We start from the raw sequence: 15319 nt of genomic DNA, 5'->3' as shown, positions 1-15319 counted from the left end.
AGCGGCGGAGTTAGCAAGTCAGCGAGTTAGCAAGTCAGCGGGAGGTTGGCGGATCGGCAACAACTCCGCTAATCGCTGATTACCACCTTCCGCTGACTCGCTGACTATCGCAGTTTCGTAATGAAATACGCGAAGAGGAAGAGCAGAAACGCGGCAGCGGCGAAGGTGAGCTTCTGCCGCGCGAGGTAGCGGGTGCGGCCGGAGGTCATGCGCGGCACCAAAGGCACGCCTAGCGCCAAACCACTGAGAAAGCCACCTATGTGAGCGTGGTTGTCGATGCGGACGATGCTGGTAAAGTTGGCGCCGATTCCGATGATCAGATTCAACACCGCGAACTGAATCACCGAGCGTCGGAGGCGTTTGAGCTCGAACGCCGGGATAGGGAGCTTCTTGTTCGACAGCAGAACGATCAGGATACCGGCGATGCCGAAGACCGCGCCCGAGGCTCCAGCGCCAACCGAGCCGTAGTCTCGAAAGACCACGTTGGAACACAACCCAAGCATGTTGCCCGCGATACCGGTAAGGACATAGACCGCGATCAGGCCGAAGGGGCCAAGCAGGGGTTCACCGAGCAGACCAAGGTTCCAGAGGCACCACATGTTGGTCGCAATATGGAGCAGACCGACGTGGACGAAGGTGGCCGTAAGCAGGCGATACCACTGGCCATGCAGAATGAACTCTGTGTTCGTGGCCCCGAAGTAGAGCAGCTGGTTGGGTGTCGGGCTGCTGGGCGAGACGCCCCGAAAGATCATGTAGCAGAAGACGGCGATGTTGATGCCTAGCAGAATGTAAGTGCCGGGCGTGGCGAGGATGTTCCAGCCGCGTTCGCGGGAGTTCGGGCGCGAGACCTCGCGCTGATAGTCGGGGATCGGCGGAGCGGGGACCCCGTCGGTGTGCGGCGGAAGGACTTCGCCTTCAGGAGTAGGGGAGGGCATGATGTTCTAGTACGCTATCAAATGCAGGAAGACAGTTGGGGAATCGTTCGTCGGAAGTAGTCGGGCAAAGCACCTCGTCTCGAAAAGTCGATCCCAAGGCTACCTACCGATTACTAAGTGCTCTCAACTGTCGTCAGGCGGCGTCTTTGGTAAAGCGGTCGCGGAGATCTGCAGGGATCCGCTGCTGGACGATGCCGCCGATAAAGCCGGGAAGCGGAGTCGCGACCGCGACCAGCACCCAGAGGAGCGTCGAGAAGATCAGACCGGCAATTGCGACTGCCTCGAGCGAGACGGCGACCGCGTGGGCCTGGTTCAGATGGACCCGGACAGTGTTGATGTGGGTCACGACCTCAACCCGATGAATGACGACAGCAGCCAGCAGAAACGCAACAATCGAAAGTGTGCTCACGCTGATTAGAAGTACATCGATGGTACGGGCAATGCGCTGACGGCGGCGGCAATGGGTGCAGTCAGACAAATGTTGGTCGTAGTCCGTACGCATGGCCGGAGAGAGACCCGAGATGTCATAACGCCAACCGGAGAGAATGTCTCCCACCACCTGATCGATGCAACCCGAGGTGTGTGTTCTTCGGTTGGTCGGAAATGCTAACGCTGTTTTTTTCATCAGTTTATATTCACCATTCTATCCTGTTTGATAGCAGGAAGAAAGCAAAGGATTCATCGAATCGCAACCGTTGGAGTACCCTCACTAAACGTCTGAAAACGCGGAACTAAAGTGTGATCGGATCGAGCGGAACAGCCTGTCCAGCCAACAGAATCCGGTTACCGAGCAGAGTCGGTTGGTTACCCAGCGCCTGCTCCGCAGAAAGACGCGCCAGCTCCGGAGCGTTGTTGGACTCGGAGAGATGGCCGAGGACGATCCAGGCAGCGCCGCCGTCGTAGTCCTTTTGCAGAAACTCAGCGGTCGCGTCATTGGACAGGTGACCGACCCGCGAAAGCACGCGCTGCTTGACCGACCACGGATACGGTCCGTCGCGGAGCATCTCGATATCGTGGTTCGACTCCAATAACAGGACGTCGATGCGTTTGAGAGCGGCCTTGACGTTAGGGGGCATGTAGCCAAGGTCGGTGGCCAACGCCATGCGAATCCCTTCGGCCTCAAAGACGAAGCCACAGGGATCGGCCGCATCGTGCGGGATAGTAAAGGGGGTGATCTCGATGTCGCCGATCGAGAACTGGGTGCCGGAGTGGAAGTACTCCACCGCGGGAAGGTGCGTAGGATCGGTCTTTTGTTCAGCTTTCTGCGCGGCGGCGGCCTCAGGCTCCGGGCCGCAAAGCTCCTCTTCGTCTGGGTCGAGGGGCAACTCCAACGTGGCGTTGGGATCGTCGGAGCGGTTGAGCGCGGCGGCCTCTGCGGAGACGCTGGCAATCGCCTCCGACTGCGCGGCAAGCTGGGCTGCGAGGCCGGCGGTCTGGATATAAGTCGGGGTGCTGGCGGCGATCGCGGTGGCGCGCGCTTCCTTCTCGCGCTGCACGTGATCGAGCCACTTGGCGTAGGTCATCGTGGTACGCGGGGTAAGCATGCGGACCCAGGCGCGGTGGGTCGGCTCGGTAAAGAAAACAGGGATTTTGAGACGGCGGGCCAGGACCGCGAGGCCCGCGATGTGGTCCTGATGCTCGTGCGTGACGAGTATGGCGTCGAGTCTGGCTGGGTCTTCCCCCGCAGCGGCCATGCGCTTCAAAAGTTCGCGACAGGAGAGGCCGGCGTCGACCAGAACGCGGGTCCGGGAGCTGGCGATGACGGTGCTATTGCCTTTGGACCCGGAGGCGAGCACTGTCATACGCATCATCTGGTAAGAATACGCCGATTAATTGTGAGTAAGTCGTCGGGGTAATCAGATTGGTTCTCCCCGGTTAGAGGTGATCAGGACTCCAGGCGGTGAACCGCAGCGATGTCCGAGAGAAGCGTCGAATAGCCACCGCTTCCCAGAGGGACAAAATTGCCGTGGGGACCAGGCTCCACCTTCAGATAAAAGACGTCGGGGGTATCCTCGGCTTCGAAGACGAAGAGGATTTGAGCGAGGAACCGCTCGCCCTCGACGGTCTCTAGAGTGACGACGAGATCGATGCTGGACTTGAGAAGAGCGAGATCCTCACTGGTCATGGGAGTAGCTCATTCTTTGCTAGACAGCGGGCCTGACGGGGGCCAGAAAGTTGACCGTCGAACGCATGACGACCTGATTGCGCTGGTTGAAGGCGAGGGTGCGGGTGCGAACCACGCCGAACTCCTTTCGGGAGTTGGAGTGGCGGACGCCAACCACCTCGATCTCGGTACGGAGCGAATCACCCGGTCGGACAGGCTCGGTCCAGCGCATCTCTTCGACGCCGGCGCCGATCATGCCGCCCGCGACCGTGATCGACTGCACGCGAAGGCGCATGACGACGGCAGCGGTGAGCCAACCCGAGGCAGCGAGGCCCTTGAAGAAGGAGTTCTCTCCGGCGGCCTCGTCGAGATGGAAGGGTTGCGGGTCGTACTTGCTGCCGAACTCCTTGATCTCTTCAGCGGTCACCTTGGCCTGGCCAAGCGAGTTGAACTTCTGGCCTACGTAAAAGTCTTCGAAATAAAACTCCTGGGACATTGTCTCTCCTGTTCCTTTGGATGCTGCGCTTCGCTTCAGGCTTCGGCTGGTTTGGTTAGTGTAAAGCGGCACGGACTCGTCCTGCTCAAGACGTTGGGTAGGTGTAGAAACCTCGACCCGATTTTCTTCCCAGCCAGCCGGCGTCGACCATGCGAACCAGCAGCGGACAGGGGTTGTACTTCGGGCTGCCGAGACCTTCTGCCAGAACGCGCATGATGTCGGCGCAGACGTCGAGGCCGATGAAGTCGGCGAGCGTGAGCGGCCCCATCGGGTGCGCCATGCCAAGCACGAAGACCTGATCGACGGCCTCGGCGGTGGCAACGCCCTCCATCACCGAGTAGATGGCCTCGTTGATCAGCGGCATCAACACCCGGTTTGAGATGAAGCCTGCAGCGTCGTTGACCTCAACCGGCGTCTTGCCGAGCTGCAGCGAGAGCGCATGGACAGCGTCGAAGGTCGCCTGTGAGGTCGTGAGACCGCGGATGACCTCCACCAGCTGCATCACCGGCACAGGGTTGAAGAAGTGCATGCCGATAACCTGTTCGGGGCGCTTCGTCATTGCCGCGAGCTTCGTGATCGAGATGGAACTGGTGTTCGTCGCGAGGATGGCGCCGGCGGGAAGGATGCGATCGAGATCCCGAAAGATCTCCGACTTGATCGCGAACTTCTCGGTCGCCGCTTCAATGGCAAAGCTGCTACTGCCGAGCGCCTCGCGGTCGAGCGTCGGAGTAATGCGTGCCCTGGCCTCATCGGCCTGCTGCTGGGTCAGCTTGTTCTTCGCTACTTCGCGCGCAAGATTTTTCTCGATGGCGGCGAGCCCGCGATCAAGAAACGGTTGTTGGAGATCGTAGAGGATCACGTTGAAGCCGGAGCGGGCGCAGACGTGCGCGATGCCGTTGCCCATGGTCCCGGCGCCGAGGATTGCAATGGTTTTCAAGTCGGACATAGAGGAGTTTCAGACGACTTCGCAGTGTAGCAGTTTGCGAGGGGTACGCGGATCAGGGACGGGGCAGATCAGGGGCAACGGCGACCAGCAAGACGGTGATGTTGTCGTTGCCACCATTCCGATTGGCCGTCGTAATCAGCTCTTCGCACGCTATGGTGAGTGCCGCCGCGGTCTGCGGGTTGGGAATCGAGGTCAGAATCTCCGCGATCTCTTCGTCGCTGACCTCGTGGGTCAGACCGTCGGAGGCGAGCATATACACGTCGTTCGCCTGGGGGCGATGACTTTGAATCTCCGCCTGCACCGTAGCCTGCGAACCAATGGCGCGAGTGATGAGGTTGCGCATGGGCGAGTGAGCCGCCTGATCGAGCGTGATCTGACCGGCTCTAAGCTGCTCTTCCACGAGCGAATGATCGATGGTGAGCTGCTCGAGCTTGCCGCGACGTTGCCGGTAGCAGCGGCTGTCGCCAACGTGGCCCAGCCAGAGCGTCGGAGGATCGGTAACTCGGGAGTTCAGGTGATTGGCCGTCGAACGACGCGCGGCCGAAGCATTCCCATTCTGCCCGCTGACGACGGGCGTGTGCAGCAACGCGACCAGCGTAGTGCCCATGCCGTTGTACTGCCTCGACTGGCGGGACTGCCGATAGACCGCCTGATTCGCCGCCTGAATCGCAGCATTCATGCGCGCCTCCGGCCTCTGCGGCTCTTCGCTGCTCGCGGTCCGCGGTGGCCCGAGATTCGCCAGGAAGGTATCGGCGGCAAGAGTGCTCGCGACCTCTCCCGCGGCCGCCCCGCCCATGCCGTCGCAGACGACAAACGCCCCGATCTCCGGCGCCGCAGCGCAGGTATCTTCATTGCCCTTACGGACGCGGCCGCGATGGGTGAGCATGGCGTAGATGAGGTGACTGGAGAACATAGTCGAACGAGGCCGATGCAGACAGGCCATCCGAAGAGAACGATACACGTCGCAGCCGAAGAGACCAAGGGTACGTTAGTGTTAGGAGCGGAGACGATGGTATGAACCGGATCGTGCAGGGAGATAATCTGAACGTTTTGCAGTCGCTGGCAGCCGCATCCGTAGAGCTGATCTACGTCGATCCCCCTTTCAATACGGGCAAACGCCAAAGCCGCACCCTGATGAAGACCATTCGCGATGAAGACGGCGACCGCACAGGATTCGGCGGACGACGCTACCGCACCGAAGTACTCGAGCAGCAAAGCGGGGGGCAGGCTACGGCGACAGCTTTGACGACTTCCTTGGGTTCCTGCGACCGCGCCTGGTCGAGGCCCACCGCGTCCTCTCAACCACCGGCTCGCTCTTCTTCCACATCGACTATCGCGAGGTCCACTACTGCAAGGTCATGCTCGACGAGATCTTCGGACGCGAGTGCTTTCAGAACGAGATCATCTGGGCCTACGACTATGGCGCACGCGCGACCAAACGCTGGCCAGCCAAGCACGACAACATCCTGTGGTACACCAGAGACCCCAAGCAATACACCTTCAACCTGAACGAGAGCGACCGGATTCCCTACATGGCTCCGGGACTGGTCGGCGCAACGAAAGCGGCCCGTGGCAAGACGCCCACTGACGTCTGGTGGCACACCATCGTCTCGCCCACAGGCAAGGAGAAGACCGGCTACGCCACGCAGAAGCCGCTGGGAATTCTCGAGCGGATCGTGCGCGTCCACTCAAATTCCGGCGACACGGTGCTCGATTTTTTTGCCGGTAGCGGAACGACCGGCGCGGCCGCAGCCAAACATGATCGCAGCTTCATCATGGTCGACGAGAGCGCCGCGGCCATTGCCGTGATGGAGAAACGGCTCGCGCCCTACAAACCCCAGAGAGACGATTTGCCGCTCCCCAGGGCCCGAAAACCTAGCCGCGCGCCTGCTTCTCGGCGAAGTCGCCAATAACCGGCAGCTTGTACCACTCGCCCTTGCTGGCCTTCAAAATGATAAAGAGCCAGATCAAAAAAAGACCCATGCCGATAACCAGACGCATCAGCGAAAACAGCAGAACGATCCCCGGAACGAAGTGCATGGCTATCTCGGCAAAGGTGATGATCCAATGCAGCACGAACGCAGCGACGCATAATCCGATCGACTGCCACGAGTGAAATCTGACGAGAGGCATCTTGTTGTAGGGCTCGAGCACCAGAAAGATGATCGCCGGAATAATCGTAAGGTAGGCGATCGCCGCGGCAGCATTCTCTGAGAGTCCCGAGTTGGTCGCGGCCGGTGGTGCCGCAACGTAGGCAGGCGGAACGGTAGAGTAAGCCGGCGGCACGTCCGTGTAGTTCGTGGGTGGCGGCACGCTTGCACTTGCAGAGGCGCCGCCCGCCGCAGCAAGGGGCGCACCGCAACTGTTACAAAATGCACTTTGGGCCGAGACTTCTTTGTGGCAGGCCGGACACAGCATGGCAACACTCCTGAGAGATGAAATTGGGGCCCACGTGCAGAAGACAAGTCAGGTCGAGACAACTCTGAAATTTGGACCTCGTCTGAAGTGCTACCCAGCATACCCCGGAACCGGCGCGATTCAATCGACTTTTTCCCGGCTCTAAGTAATTTAGTCCCGTCCGACTGCAGCCCGGGAAAATCGAGGGATGAACCGCACGAGCCTACCGGATCCGGGGAGTTCACTCATGCCCGGTCTTTCGCTCCGCGGCGAGGCAGTCCTCGATCGCCTTCTGCCACTCCGGCCCGTTCTCGCCGTCACGCTTTCCGAGCGCGAGCACGTCCTCATTCGCCCCCGCTTCAAGCGCAGTCCGAACGTACGTCACCTCTACCTTCGTGGTCGACGGAGTGAGCACCGAGAGACGCACATCGACTGTGAAGACGAGGGTCTCGGGAATGAAGGATACATACTGCATCCGGCCTCCCGCTGGATCGAAGACCGTGTTGACCCACACGCTCTTGTGCGGACCATGCTGGACTGTAAAGACAGCTCCCTGAATGTCCTTTGCCGGCTGAGGATACAGAAACTCGGGCCTCCAATGCTCGCCCGCCCAGCACCGCTCCCCGTCTGGGCCGAACAGCGCCGAGGCGCGGCTCAGCGGAGCCGGCACAACGAACTGAAAGCTGTTGCTGACATGGGTAAGAGCCGCTGTTGTTTGCGCGACAGCAGCATGCTGCCCTCCGCCCATCGCGCCCGTTGCAAGTACAAGAGGAAGCAGCGTGCCTGTTTTCATTTGCGCTCCTTCAATCGATGGCTATCGGACGCGCGCAGCGTCAAGCCATAGATGCTTTTCAGTTTCTCGATCTCTTTCAGCGTCTGCGGAGAGAACGCGGACTTGCCTTCGAAGGCGTGAAGCACAATTCCCTCCAGCAGATCCCCAAGGCTCATGTCCTTCAACTCGGCTACGGCTTTCAGGACCTTCAGCAGCCGCTTCTCCATGCGGACGCCTGTCTGAATCCGCTCGATCTCGACGAGGTTCTTCGATTCTGTCATACTTACCAATGTACCACGGTACACAATTACTTACATGAAATCAGACCAATGGCCCCCGGCGTGAGTGGTCTCTAGGTGTTTTGCGGTGAGATCGTCTGGAAGCCGGAGGGCTCGTAGTGCGTGGTGAGCTTGTTGTTTGCGACGGTGACCACCGTAAAGCCTTCGGGCGTGCCGAGACGTGTGCCATGCCACCAGTTGCCGCACACAGCTCCGCTGGTCATGTAAGAAACACCCTTCCACACAACGGTCTCGTTGATGTGAGTGTGGCCTTGCAGAACGCCGAGCACATTATGTCCGGCGAACAGATCCAGAACCTGGTTTGCATTGGCGACGCTCAGGCTGTGGTGAGCCGGCGCGACGGTTGGCTCGGGCAGGTAAGCCCCAAAGGCCGTGACCAGAGGGATGTGAACCGAGACGATAACAGGGGTTCCGGCAGGCAGCGCGGCGAGATCGGCGGCGAGCCACTGAAGCTGTGCCGCATCGATGCGGCCTTCGTAGGCCCGGTCTGGCGTGATGCCGATCGAGTCCAGCACGATGAAGTGGTGGCCCTTGTGATCGAAAGAGTAGTACAGCTTGCCGAAGCGCTCCTCGAAGAGCTTCTTGCCGTAGAGCGGATCATCCTGCGCGATGCCGCTGGCCGGGTAGACGCCGAGAACGTCGTGATTGCCGATGGTGTGATACACCTTCACGCCCAGCTCCTGCTCGGTCTTTTCATAGAGATCGAAGAGGGTGAGCGCGCGCTCCTTCGGCACGCCAAGCGCATCGAAGACGTGATCGCCGCCGTTGATGGCAAAATCGGCTTTGACCACGCGGGCTTTCTTGAACGCAATATCGGTGCCGACAACGCCGTTCAACTCAGGCTGAAGATGCGCATCCGTAACGAACAGAAAAGTGAACGGCTCACGGACTGGCGCCGGTGCGGCAAGAAGCGAAGGCGCAACGGCGGCTGAAAGACCGGTAGCGCCCAGCATCGCGAGAAAGTGTCTGCGGCTGGTTGAGTTCACCGCTTCATGATAAATCGGGAGATCCACTCAGAGGCATGCGCTGATCTGCGCTAATCCCTGCGGCGTCCGCTCATCAACTGCAGGACCGCGAGGAAGATGTTGATCGCGTCGAGATAGATCGACAGCGAAAGCGAGACCGCTGATCGCCCATCGCCACCGGCACGAATGCGCGCAAAGTCGCCGACCGTCAGAAGCGTAAAGATTCCCAGCGTCAGCCAGGAGTAGGTGTCCGGCGTCATGAAGTGGAAGAACATGCTGGCGATGCCGGCGATAATGAGCAGCAACAGAGCCGCGAAGCCGATACCCGCGATGCGGCGATAGTTGATATTGAACAGATACGCGACGCATCCCATGGCCGCCATGCCGAGACCGGTAGTTGCCGCGGCGTTGAAGACGACCGCCGAACCAACAGTTTGAACGTAGCGGTGAATCAGCGGGCCGATCTCCCAGCCCATGAAGTAGGTCAGCGTAAGGAACATGCCCAGCGCCAGGGTCGGACTCGCCTTGCGCGTGAAGGTGATCGCCAGAACGAGTACAAGCACCGCAATCATGCCTGGCAGCGTGCTCCACGCAGGAGCAGTCGCAACGCCGAACGCAGTGATCAGAAAGCCTAACGAAGTAATACCCAGCACCTTGGCAAGCAACGAAGCGGTCTCCTCGCGCGCCCCCTCAATCGTGGTGGGATACCCGTTCATGTTCAAGCGGTTGTCAATCATCTCATCTCTCCGCGGCAAGCCCTGAGAGCCATATTCGGGCCTGTCTCGCCTCTCTCCATGATACGCGTCCTCAACCTTGACCGGTTCATGGGTTAAAAGGTCACGCAGTCCATCCCATCAAACTCCCAGGACAGCCTCCGTCGCCTCCGGCAATCTCACGAAGTAAAATCCAAGTTATGAAGTATCTGATTGCGTTGCTGGCAGTTGCAGGAATTGTCGTTTCGACTATGGCGTTGCACGTTCACTATATGGATCCTGCCCTTGCCCCACCCTGTGCTGTGACCGAAAAATTCGATTGCGGCGCAGTCAATCACAGCCGGTTTGCCGTCTTTCCTCCGCGAACCTTTGACGAAGACCCCAAGGCCGGATCGCATATTCCCGTTGCGATGCTGGGCATCGCAGGCTATGCAGCGATTGGCGTTCTCGCGCTGATGGGCCGCTGGTGGCTGGTCTTCGAATTCGCCCAGGTGGGCTTTCTCTTCGCCGCGTTTCTAAGCTACATCGAGGCGTACGTCCTGCAGAAGTGGTGCATCTATTGTCTTTGGTCGCAGGGTATCGTGACGGCCATTCTACTGGTGACGATCTTTGCGCTCATAACGAGATGGCAGCAGAAGCGCTCGACGCTGACCTCGTAGAAGTCTCGAAATAAAGGTTCGGTACGAATCAGCAAGGGACGCGTCTGGACTAGGATTAGGAATCGGTTTGGGCTGCTGTCGCCACGGTAAACGATAACAAGAACCGGAGTAATCTATGTGGCCAAAGGTATTCGTGCAGTTAGTTGAGTTGCTGCCTCACATCTCACGGCTGGTGCCGATGGCGGACAGGTTTTTCACGTCCAAGGCTGCCGCTGAAAAGGCAAACGAAGCCGCGATGCTGGCCATGGCCGAAGGGGTCCGCGGCGATCTCGGACAGGTCACAAAGGCCCACCTGGGGCTGTACCGCCAGCTTCAGGACCAGAGCGCGCAGATCACGGACGTAGGCGAAGAGGTAAAGCGCGCGCGGCTCTCAATGCAACAGCACGAGCATCGAATGGAGGCACTCGAAAAACAGGTGGCCTCGTTCAGTCTGTGGCTGAAGGCTGGCGTTCCTATCCTGATTGCGCTGGTTTCCATGGTGGTTGTTTTGCTGGTCCGCTTGCTCCAGCGGTAAGTGGGTCTGGGATCGGTTTCAAGCTGAAAATAAACTCGCAAGATGTGGCGTATCCTCCAACACCTAAAAAGGGACGGCTAAAACACCACGTCAACCACGCATTTCACCACAACTTCACCACGTTTTCACCACAGCAAACACGCCAAAAATCCAAAATACCCCTGAAAAAACGCGCTTTCCCCCATCCAGAATTTTTTCTGGCAAAAACCGTAGAATTGAAGCATGGGAATTAGCCGGAACGAAGCTCTGGACTGCTTTCGCAGCGATGATCTGATTGGGATTGGAATGGAAGCCGACGCCGTACGCCGCCGGCTGCACCCGAAGGGGTTGTAAGTTACGCGATCGACGGAAGAGTAACCTACACGCAATCCGCGACTGGCGCGGGTTTTGATCAACTCTGCAAGCAGATCTCCAACATAGTCGCGATGGGCGGTCACGGCGTGATGCTTCAGGGCGTGGTAACCCCGGCGCTCACAATCTCCTGGTTCGACGGGCTATTTCGCAGCATCAAACAACGCTTCCCTGCTATTTGGCTCCACTCCCTCTCCGCCAGCGAGATTCTCTCAATCGCAGAGCAAACGGGAGCAACCGTAGAGGACACCATCGCACGACTGCACACCGCCGGACTCGACTCAATCCCGGGTGATGACGCGGGTATTCTCGACGACGTGGTACAACAAGGCTCCCGCGCAAAATGGTCCACGGCGGACTGGCTGGCAGTCCATCGCGCCGCCCACAAGCTCGGCATGCAGACCACCGCCACTATGACCTTTGGCTGCGGCGAGACGATGGAGCATCGCGTCAATCACCTGGAAGCAGTGCGCGGTCTGCAAGAAGAGACGAGCGGTTTTGCCTCATTCACACCGTTGGCCTACGCACCGAAAGCCTCGTCAATGCAGGGGTTCGAGGAGGCAACGGCGGTCGAGTATCTGAAGACGCTGGCGATTTCACGAATGTACCTCGACAATATTGAGAACGTGCAGTCGAACCTGGAGACGCAGGGCCTCAAAGTGTTGCAGGTGGGTCTGCGCTTCGGCGGCAACGACGTAGGCAGCGTGATGCTTGCCGAGGGGGCGAATGCGGCGACCGAGGAGCAGCTGCGGCAGGTCATTCGCGACGCAGGGTTCAAGCCTGTTCAACGCGATACGGTCTTCCGAACCATGTTTTTGAACTGAGGGGCAAGCGTTGTCTCTTACTGAAGTACGGACGTCTTAACCTGATTTCAAGCGGTGATTCGCGTAGAATCAGGTGGATACTCGAACCCTTCGTGGAGCAACGACCCTGCAATTTCCTCTTCATACTTTGACGTCCCAACTCGGGTTGCTGGTCGGTCCAAAGGGCTTCGGTCACTATTGGAAGACGCACTACGCGGACAAGACGTTCGAGCACCTATATCGATGGAATGCGTTCGATACGGCGATGCTGATTCCCTACTTCATCGTCATGATCATCCTGGCGTTTTATGGGATTCACCGCTATCAGTTGGTGTGGCTTTACTTCAAAAACAAAAAAATGCAGCGAAGTGGAGTGAGCCGCCCATGCGGTTTGCTGAAGGCCAGCTGCCGTTTGTGACGATTCAACTACCGATCTTCAATGAACAATTTGTGATCGAGCGGTTGATTGAGGCGGTCTGCAGACTGGACTATCCGCGAGACCGCTTTGAGATTCAGGTGCTGGACGATTCAACCGATGAGACGACCGAAGTAGCGCGGGCGATCGTCGAACGCTACGCTCGCGGATTCGTTGGAATGGGTCCGCAGCCGATCGTGTATCTGCATCGCAGCAACCGGCACGGGTATAAGGCGGGAGCGCTGGACAAGGGTCTCGATGTCGCTCGTGGCGAGTTTGTGGCGATCTTCGATGCAGACTTTGTGCCTCCGCGGCAGTGGGTGATGCAGGTGATTCATCACTTCGCGCAGCCGGAGATCGGCATGGTGCAGACGCGGTGGACACATCTGAATCGGAACTACAGCTTTCTGACGCAGGTTGAGGCGATTTTGCTCGATGGGCATTTTGTGCTCGAGCATGGAGGACGAAGCCGGGCTGGAGTGTTCTTTAATTTCAACGGCACGGCGGGGATGTGGCGGCGAGAGACGATCTCAACCGCGGGCGGTTGGCAGCATGACACGCTGACTGAGGATACAGACCTGAGCTATCGGGCGCAGTTGGTGGGGTGGCAGTTCAAGTATCTGCAGGATGTGGAGTGCCCGGCGGAGCTGCCGATTGAGATGACTGCCTTCAAAACGCAGCAGGCGCGATGGGCAAAGGGTCTAATCCAGACAGGGAAAAAGATTCTGCCGCGGGTGCTGAAGAGCGATGCTCCGTGGCATACGAAGCTGGAGGCGTGGTATCACCTTACGGCGAATATCAGCTATCCGTTGATGATTGTGCTGAGTGTTTTGCTGATGCCCGCGATGATTATCCGCAGCTGGCAAGGCTATATCCAGATGCTGCTGATCGACTTCCCGCTGTTCGTCGCCAGCACGATGTCGGTTTCAACGTTCTACATGGTGAGCCAGAAGGAGCTCTATCCGAAGAGCTGGTACAAATCGATCGTGTACGTACCGTTTGTCATGGCACTGGGTGGGGTCGGGTTGACGATCACCAATACCAAGGCTGTGTTGGAGGCGCTGTTCGGAGTGAAGAGCGCGTTTGCGAGGACGCCGAAGTACAGCGTGAAGAAAAAGGGCGAGAAGAGCCAGGCGAAGGTGTATCGCAAACGACTGGGTGTAATTCCCTGGATTGAGATGGCGATTGGATGCTATTTTGCCTGGACCGTCTACTATGCGATTTCGACGGAGAACTTCTTTACGGTGCCGTTTCTTGTGTTGTTTGTGTTTGGGTACTGGTACACAGGCCTGTTGAGCCTGTTGCAAGGCCGGTTTGAACGAAGCCGCGACCCCGACCAGGAGATGCACGAGAAGCCGTATCCAGTGGGCGTTTAGACGACTGATAGACTGGCTGTCGATGTCTCCGGAAAAAGGTGCCGGCAGATTCGCGGCGCAGGAGACCAGAATGGGTTCATGATTACTGGCGCTTTTCTTCTACTTGCAATCGTTCTTGGGTATTTGGTGACGGTGGGCCTGTCGATGGCGGCAACCTTTGCCATGACTGCGGCCTCGCCCGATCTGGTCGCGCGGGACTACCGAATCACGCCAAGATACAAGTTTCTGCAAGCCGGGGTGTGGTTGCTGTGCACAACGGTGGGAGGGTATATGACAGATCTCGTCCTCGGGAGAGATCACTCTCCGTGGATTGGCGGGATAGGTTTAATGGCCGTACTTATCGGCGTGTTGTGGACAAATGCGTGGGAGATGCGTCAGCGTGGAGTTGGCCATCAGATCCTGATGAGCGCTGCAACAGTGGTCGGAGTGAGTGCGGGATTTTTTCTTCGGCTCCGATGGTCCGCTGCCTGAATAGGCACTTAATCGTTATATGTCAGAATCTCAAAAAAGAAGAGAGGCAATGCGCCTCTCTTCTTCCGGCTCGATTTCGTAGGAAACCTCTAGAAACGTAGACCAAAGGTGATCGGGATGTAGCTTGTCTTCGCGCTGTTCTGGGGGAAGACGTTGAAGCCGTTGCCGTTTGCGTCGCCCAAGGAGAATGGGCGCTGCGAGTTGAATGTGTAGACATAACGGCCCTCAACGAAGAACCGCGTTGAAGCGAACCGAGAGACCTTATAGGTGAAGCCCAGGCCGCCATTCAATCCGAATGCGTTGCTGGTGTACTTGTCGATAGTTGAGTTGGCCGCAAACTGGAAGCAGCCGAAGAAGTCACACGCAGTACCGATGGTTGGAACGGTAAAGTTCGCGGTCTTGTGATAGAAGCCTGCTCCACCGATCACATATGCGCCCTTGGTATCTGAGGTGTAGTAGTTGACGATCGGATTGAGAGTGAAGGACCAGTCATGGCTGTTTCCACCTAGCTGAGTCAGTGGATTGCCGTTTTGATCGGTTGCGCCAAGAGAGTTATAGATGGCCAACAAGTTGTTGAGTGTCGCTGTCTGGATCCCGAAGTTGTCGTAATCGAACTGGGCGATGACGCCGAAGGTCTTGTTGAAGTTGCGACCGATGCCACCCTGAATCTTCCAACTGGTCGTGAGTGCGCTGTGAGTGGGGCCAGTCGGTACCGTCAAACCGCCGCCGACCACGAAGGTATACTTCGCGGAGCCATCAGCGTTGGTGCGGCTGTCGTTGTAGTTTGGGCGACTATAACGACGACGTGGCGGGGCTGGTTCGCATCGCTGCTGAGGTTGAAGTCCACCGCATTGGCGGTCTCAACGCTGCCGGTGCTGCTGCTATAGCCAAGATCATCCGGAGTGTAAAGATTGAGCGGTGCCACGAGGCTCGCCTTAACGTTAATTGGCGGCAAAGAGGATGCCGTGCCGGCAGACTGCTGCGCACGAAGGCCCAGGGTCCCTGCTGCAACAAAAAGGTGACTGCCGCGGTGCGGCCAAGGATACGGTGTAGGCGATTCCCGGTGATCGTGGTGTGCATCTTTGCGTGGCTCCCTTAGTGCT

Annotated in this window: 21 protein-coding genes; 7 read left to right on the top strand and 14 right to left on the bottom strand. The window is 58.4% G+C overall.

The genetic code is table 11. The features are described from left to right. Nucleotides 1-104: 104 nt before the first annotated feature. The 7 genes from RBB80_RS14370 to RBB80_RS14340 form a co-directional block, all read right to left on the bottom strand. On the bottom strand, nucleotides 105-935 hold the full coding sequence (locus RBB80_RS14370; RefSeq protein WP_433968943.1) for a rhomboid family intramembrane serine protease: 831 nt from the start codon (nucleotides 933-935) through the stop codon (nucleotides 105-107). 133 nt (nucleotides 936-1068) lie between these two features. Further along, nucleotides 1069-1560 carry a hypothetical protein gene (locus RBB80_RS14365; RefSeq protein ID WP_433968941.1) on the bottom strand — a complete coding sequence of 164 codons (492 nt, stop codon included), beginning with the start codon at nucleotides 1558-1560 and terminating at the stop codon, nucleotides 1069-1071. Between the two features lie 106 nt (nucleotides 1561-1666). Beyond that, a complete protein-coding gene (locus RBB80_RS14360) occupies nucleotides 1667-2746 on the bottom strand; it encodes an MBL fold metallo-hydrolase (RefSeq protein ID WP_433968939.1) in 1080 nt (359 codons plus the stop codon). Between the two features lie 74 nt (nucleotides 2747-2820). Next, on the bottom strand, nucleotides 2821-3060 hold the full coding sequence (locus RBB80_RS14355; RefSeq protein WP_433968937.1) for a hypothetical protein: 240 nt from the start codon (nucleotides 3058-3060) through the stop codon (nucleotides 2821-2823). A gap of 19 nt (nucleotides 3061-3079) precedes the next feature. Beyond that, nucleotides 3080-3535 (bottom strand): MaoC family dehydratase, encoded by a 456-nt coding sequence (locus tag RBB80_RS14350; protein WP_433968935.1) that lies wholly within the window; start codon nucleotides 3533-3535, stop codon nucleotides 3080-3082. 85 nt (nucleotides 3536-3620) lie between these two features. Continuing rightward, nucleotides 3621-4481 (bottom strand): 3-hydroxybutyryl-CoA dehydrogenase, encoded by an 861-nt coding sequence (locus tag RBB80_RS14345; RefSeq protein WP_433968933.1) that lies wholly within the window; start codon nucleotides 4479-4481, stop codon nucleotides 3621-3623. 52 nt (nucleotides 4482-4533) lie between these two features. Further along, nucleotides 4534-5394: a PP2C family protein-serine/threonine phosphatase gene (locus RBB80_RS14340; RefSeq protein ID WP_433968932.1), complete on the bottom strand. Its 861-nt coding sequence runs from the start codon at nucleotides 5392-5394 to the stop codon at nucleotides 4534-4536. Between the two features lie 259 nt (nucleotides 5395-5653). On the opposite strand from RBB80_RS14340, the gene RBB80_RS14335 reads away from it, so the two are divergent. Continuing rightward, on the top strand, nucleotides 5654-6394 hold the full coding sequence (locus tag RBB80_RS14335; protein ID WP_433969672.1) for a DNA-methyltransferase: 741 nt from the start codon (nucleotides 5654-5656) through the stop codon (nucleotides 6392-6394). Here the strand turns inward: RBB80_RS14335 and RBB80_RS14330 are convergent. The 5 genes from RBB80_RS14330 to RBB80_RS14310 form a co-directional block, all read right to left on the bottom strand. Next, nucleotides 6357-6899, bottom strand: a complete 543-nt coding sequence (locus RBB80_RS14330; protein ID WP_433968930.1) for a DUF4870 domain-containing protein — start codon at nucleotides 6897-6899, stop codon at nucleotides 6357-6359. The two genes, RBB80_RS14335 and RBB80_RS14330, sit on opposite strands and share 38 nt — an antisense overlap. Nucleotides 6900-7119: 220 nt before the next feature. Further along, complete coding sequence (locus RBB80_RS14325; RefSeq protein WP_433968928.1) at nucleotides 7120-7671, bottom strand: hypothetical protein; 552 nt, start codon at nucleotides 7669-7671, stop codon at nucleotides 7120-7122. Continuing rightward, complete coding sequence (locus tag RBB80_RS14320; protein WP_433968927.1) at nucleotides 7668-7931, bottom strand: hypothetical protein; 264 nt, start codon at nucleotides 7929-7931, stop codon at nucleotides 7668-7670. Before RBB80_RS14320 ends, RBB80_RS14325 begins: the two co-directional genes overlap by 4 nt. Before the next feature lie 71 nt (nucleotides 7932-8002). Beyond that, nucleotides 8003-8935: a metallophosphoesterase gene (locus tag RBB80_RS14315; protein WP_433968925.1), complete on the bottom strand. Its 933-nt coding sequence runs from the start codon at nucleotides 8933-8935 to the stop codon at nucleotides 8003-8005. A 50-nt stretch (nucleotides 8936-8985) separates the two neighbouring features. Next, on the bottom strand, nucleotides 8986-9651 hold the full coding sequence (locus RBB80_RS14310) for a Bax inhibitor-1/YccA family protein (protein WP_433968923.1): 666 nt from the start codon (nucleotides 9649-9651) through the stop codon (nucleotides 8986-8988). Nucleotides 9652-9827: 176 nt separating this feature from the next. Between RBB80_RS14310 and RBB80_RS14305 the strand changes: the two genes are divergently transcribed. The 6 genes from RBB80_RS14305 (at nucleotide 9828) to RBB80_RS14280 (ending at nucleotide 14216) form a co-directional block, all read left to right on the top strand. After that, nucleotides 9828-10286 carry a vitamin K epoxide reductase family protein gene (locus tag RBB80_RS14305; RefSeq protein WP_433968921.1) on the top strand — a complete coding sequence of 153 codons (459 nt, stop codon included), beginning with the start codon at nucleotides 9828-9830 and terminating at the stop codon, nucleotides 10284-10286. 115 nt (nucleotides 10287-10401) lie between these two features. Further along, complete coding sequence (locus tag RBB80_RS14300; protein WP_433968919.1) at nucleotides 10402-10800, top strand: hypothetical protein; 399 nt, start codon at nucleotides 10402-10404, stop codon at nucleotides 10798-10800. A 425-nt stretch (nucleotides 10801-11225) separates the two neighbouring features. Continuing rightward, entirely contained in the window at nucleotides 11226-11975 is a 750-nt protein-coding gene (locus tag RBB80_RS14295; protein WP_433968917.1) for a dehypoxanthine futalosine cyclase, read from the top strand. 73 nt (nucleotides 11976-12048) lie between these two features. Next, nucleotides 12049-12372 carry a hypothetical protein gene (locus RBB80_RS14290; RefSeq protein ID WP_433968916.1) on the top strand — a complete coding sequence of 108 codons (324 nt, stop codon included), beginning with the start codon at nucleotides 12049-12051 and terminating at the stop codon, nucleotides 12370-12372. Beyond that, entirely contained in the window at nucleotides 12339-13745 is a 1407-nt protein-coding gene (locus RBB80_RS14285) for a glycosyltransferase (RefSeq protein ID WP_433968915.1), read from the top strand. Before RBB80_RS14290 ends, RBB80_RS14285 begins: the two co-directional genes overlap by 34 nt. A gap of 78 nt (nucleotides 13746-13823) precedes the next feature. After that, nucleotides 13824-14216, top strand: coding sequence for a hypothetical protein (locus RBB80_RS14280; protein WP_433968914.1), 393 nt, complete (start codon nucleotides 13824-13826; stop codon nucleotides 14214-14216). Between the two features lie 89 nt (nucleotides 14217-14305). On the opposite strand, the gene RBB80_RS14275 is transcribed toward RBB80_RS14280, so the two are convergent. Then, nucleotides 14306-14950, bottom strand: coding sequence for a hypothetical protein (locus RBB80_RS14275; RefSeq protein ID WP_433968912.1), 645 nt, complete (start codon nucleotides 14948-14950; stop codon nucleotides 14306-14308). Further along, a complete protein-coding gene (locus RBB80_RS14270) occupies nucleotides 14932-15141 on the bottom strand; it encodes a hypothetical protein (RefSeq protein WP_433968910.1) in 210 nt (69 codons plus the stop codon). The genes RBB80_RS14275 and RBB80_RS14270 overlap by 19 nt, the downstream gene beginning before the upstream one ends. Between the last annotated feature and the right edge of the window lie 178 nt (nucleotides 15142-15319).

Source organism: Tunturiibacter gelidiferens (assembly GCF_051013345.1).
GTDB classification, from domain to species: Bacteria; Acidobacteriota; Terriglobia; order Terriglobales; family Acidobacteriaceae; genus Edaphobacter; species Edaphobacter gelidiferens_A.
Note: the sequence above shows the minus strand (reverse complement) of the source record. Positions and strands in the feature narration are given on the sequence as shown.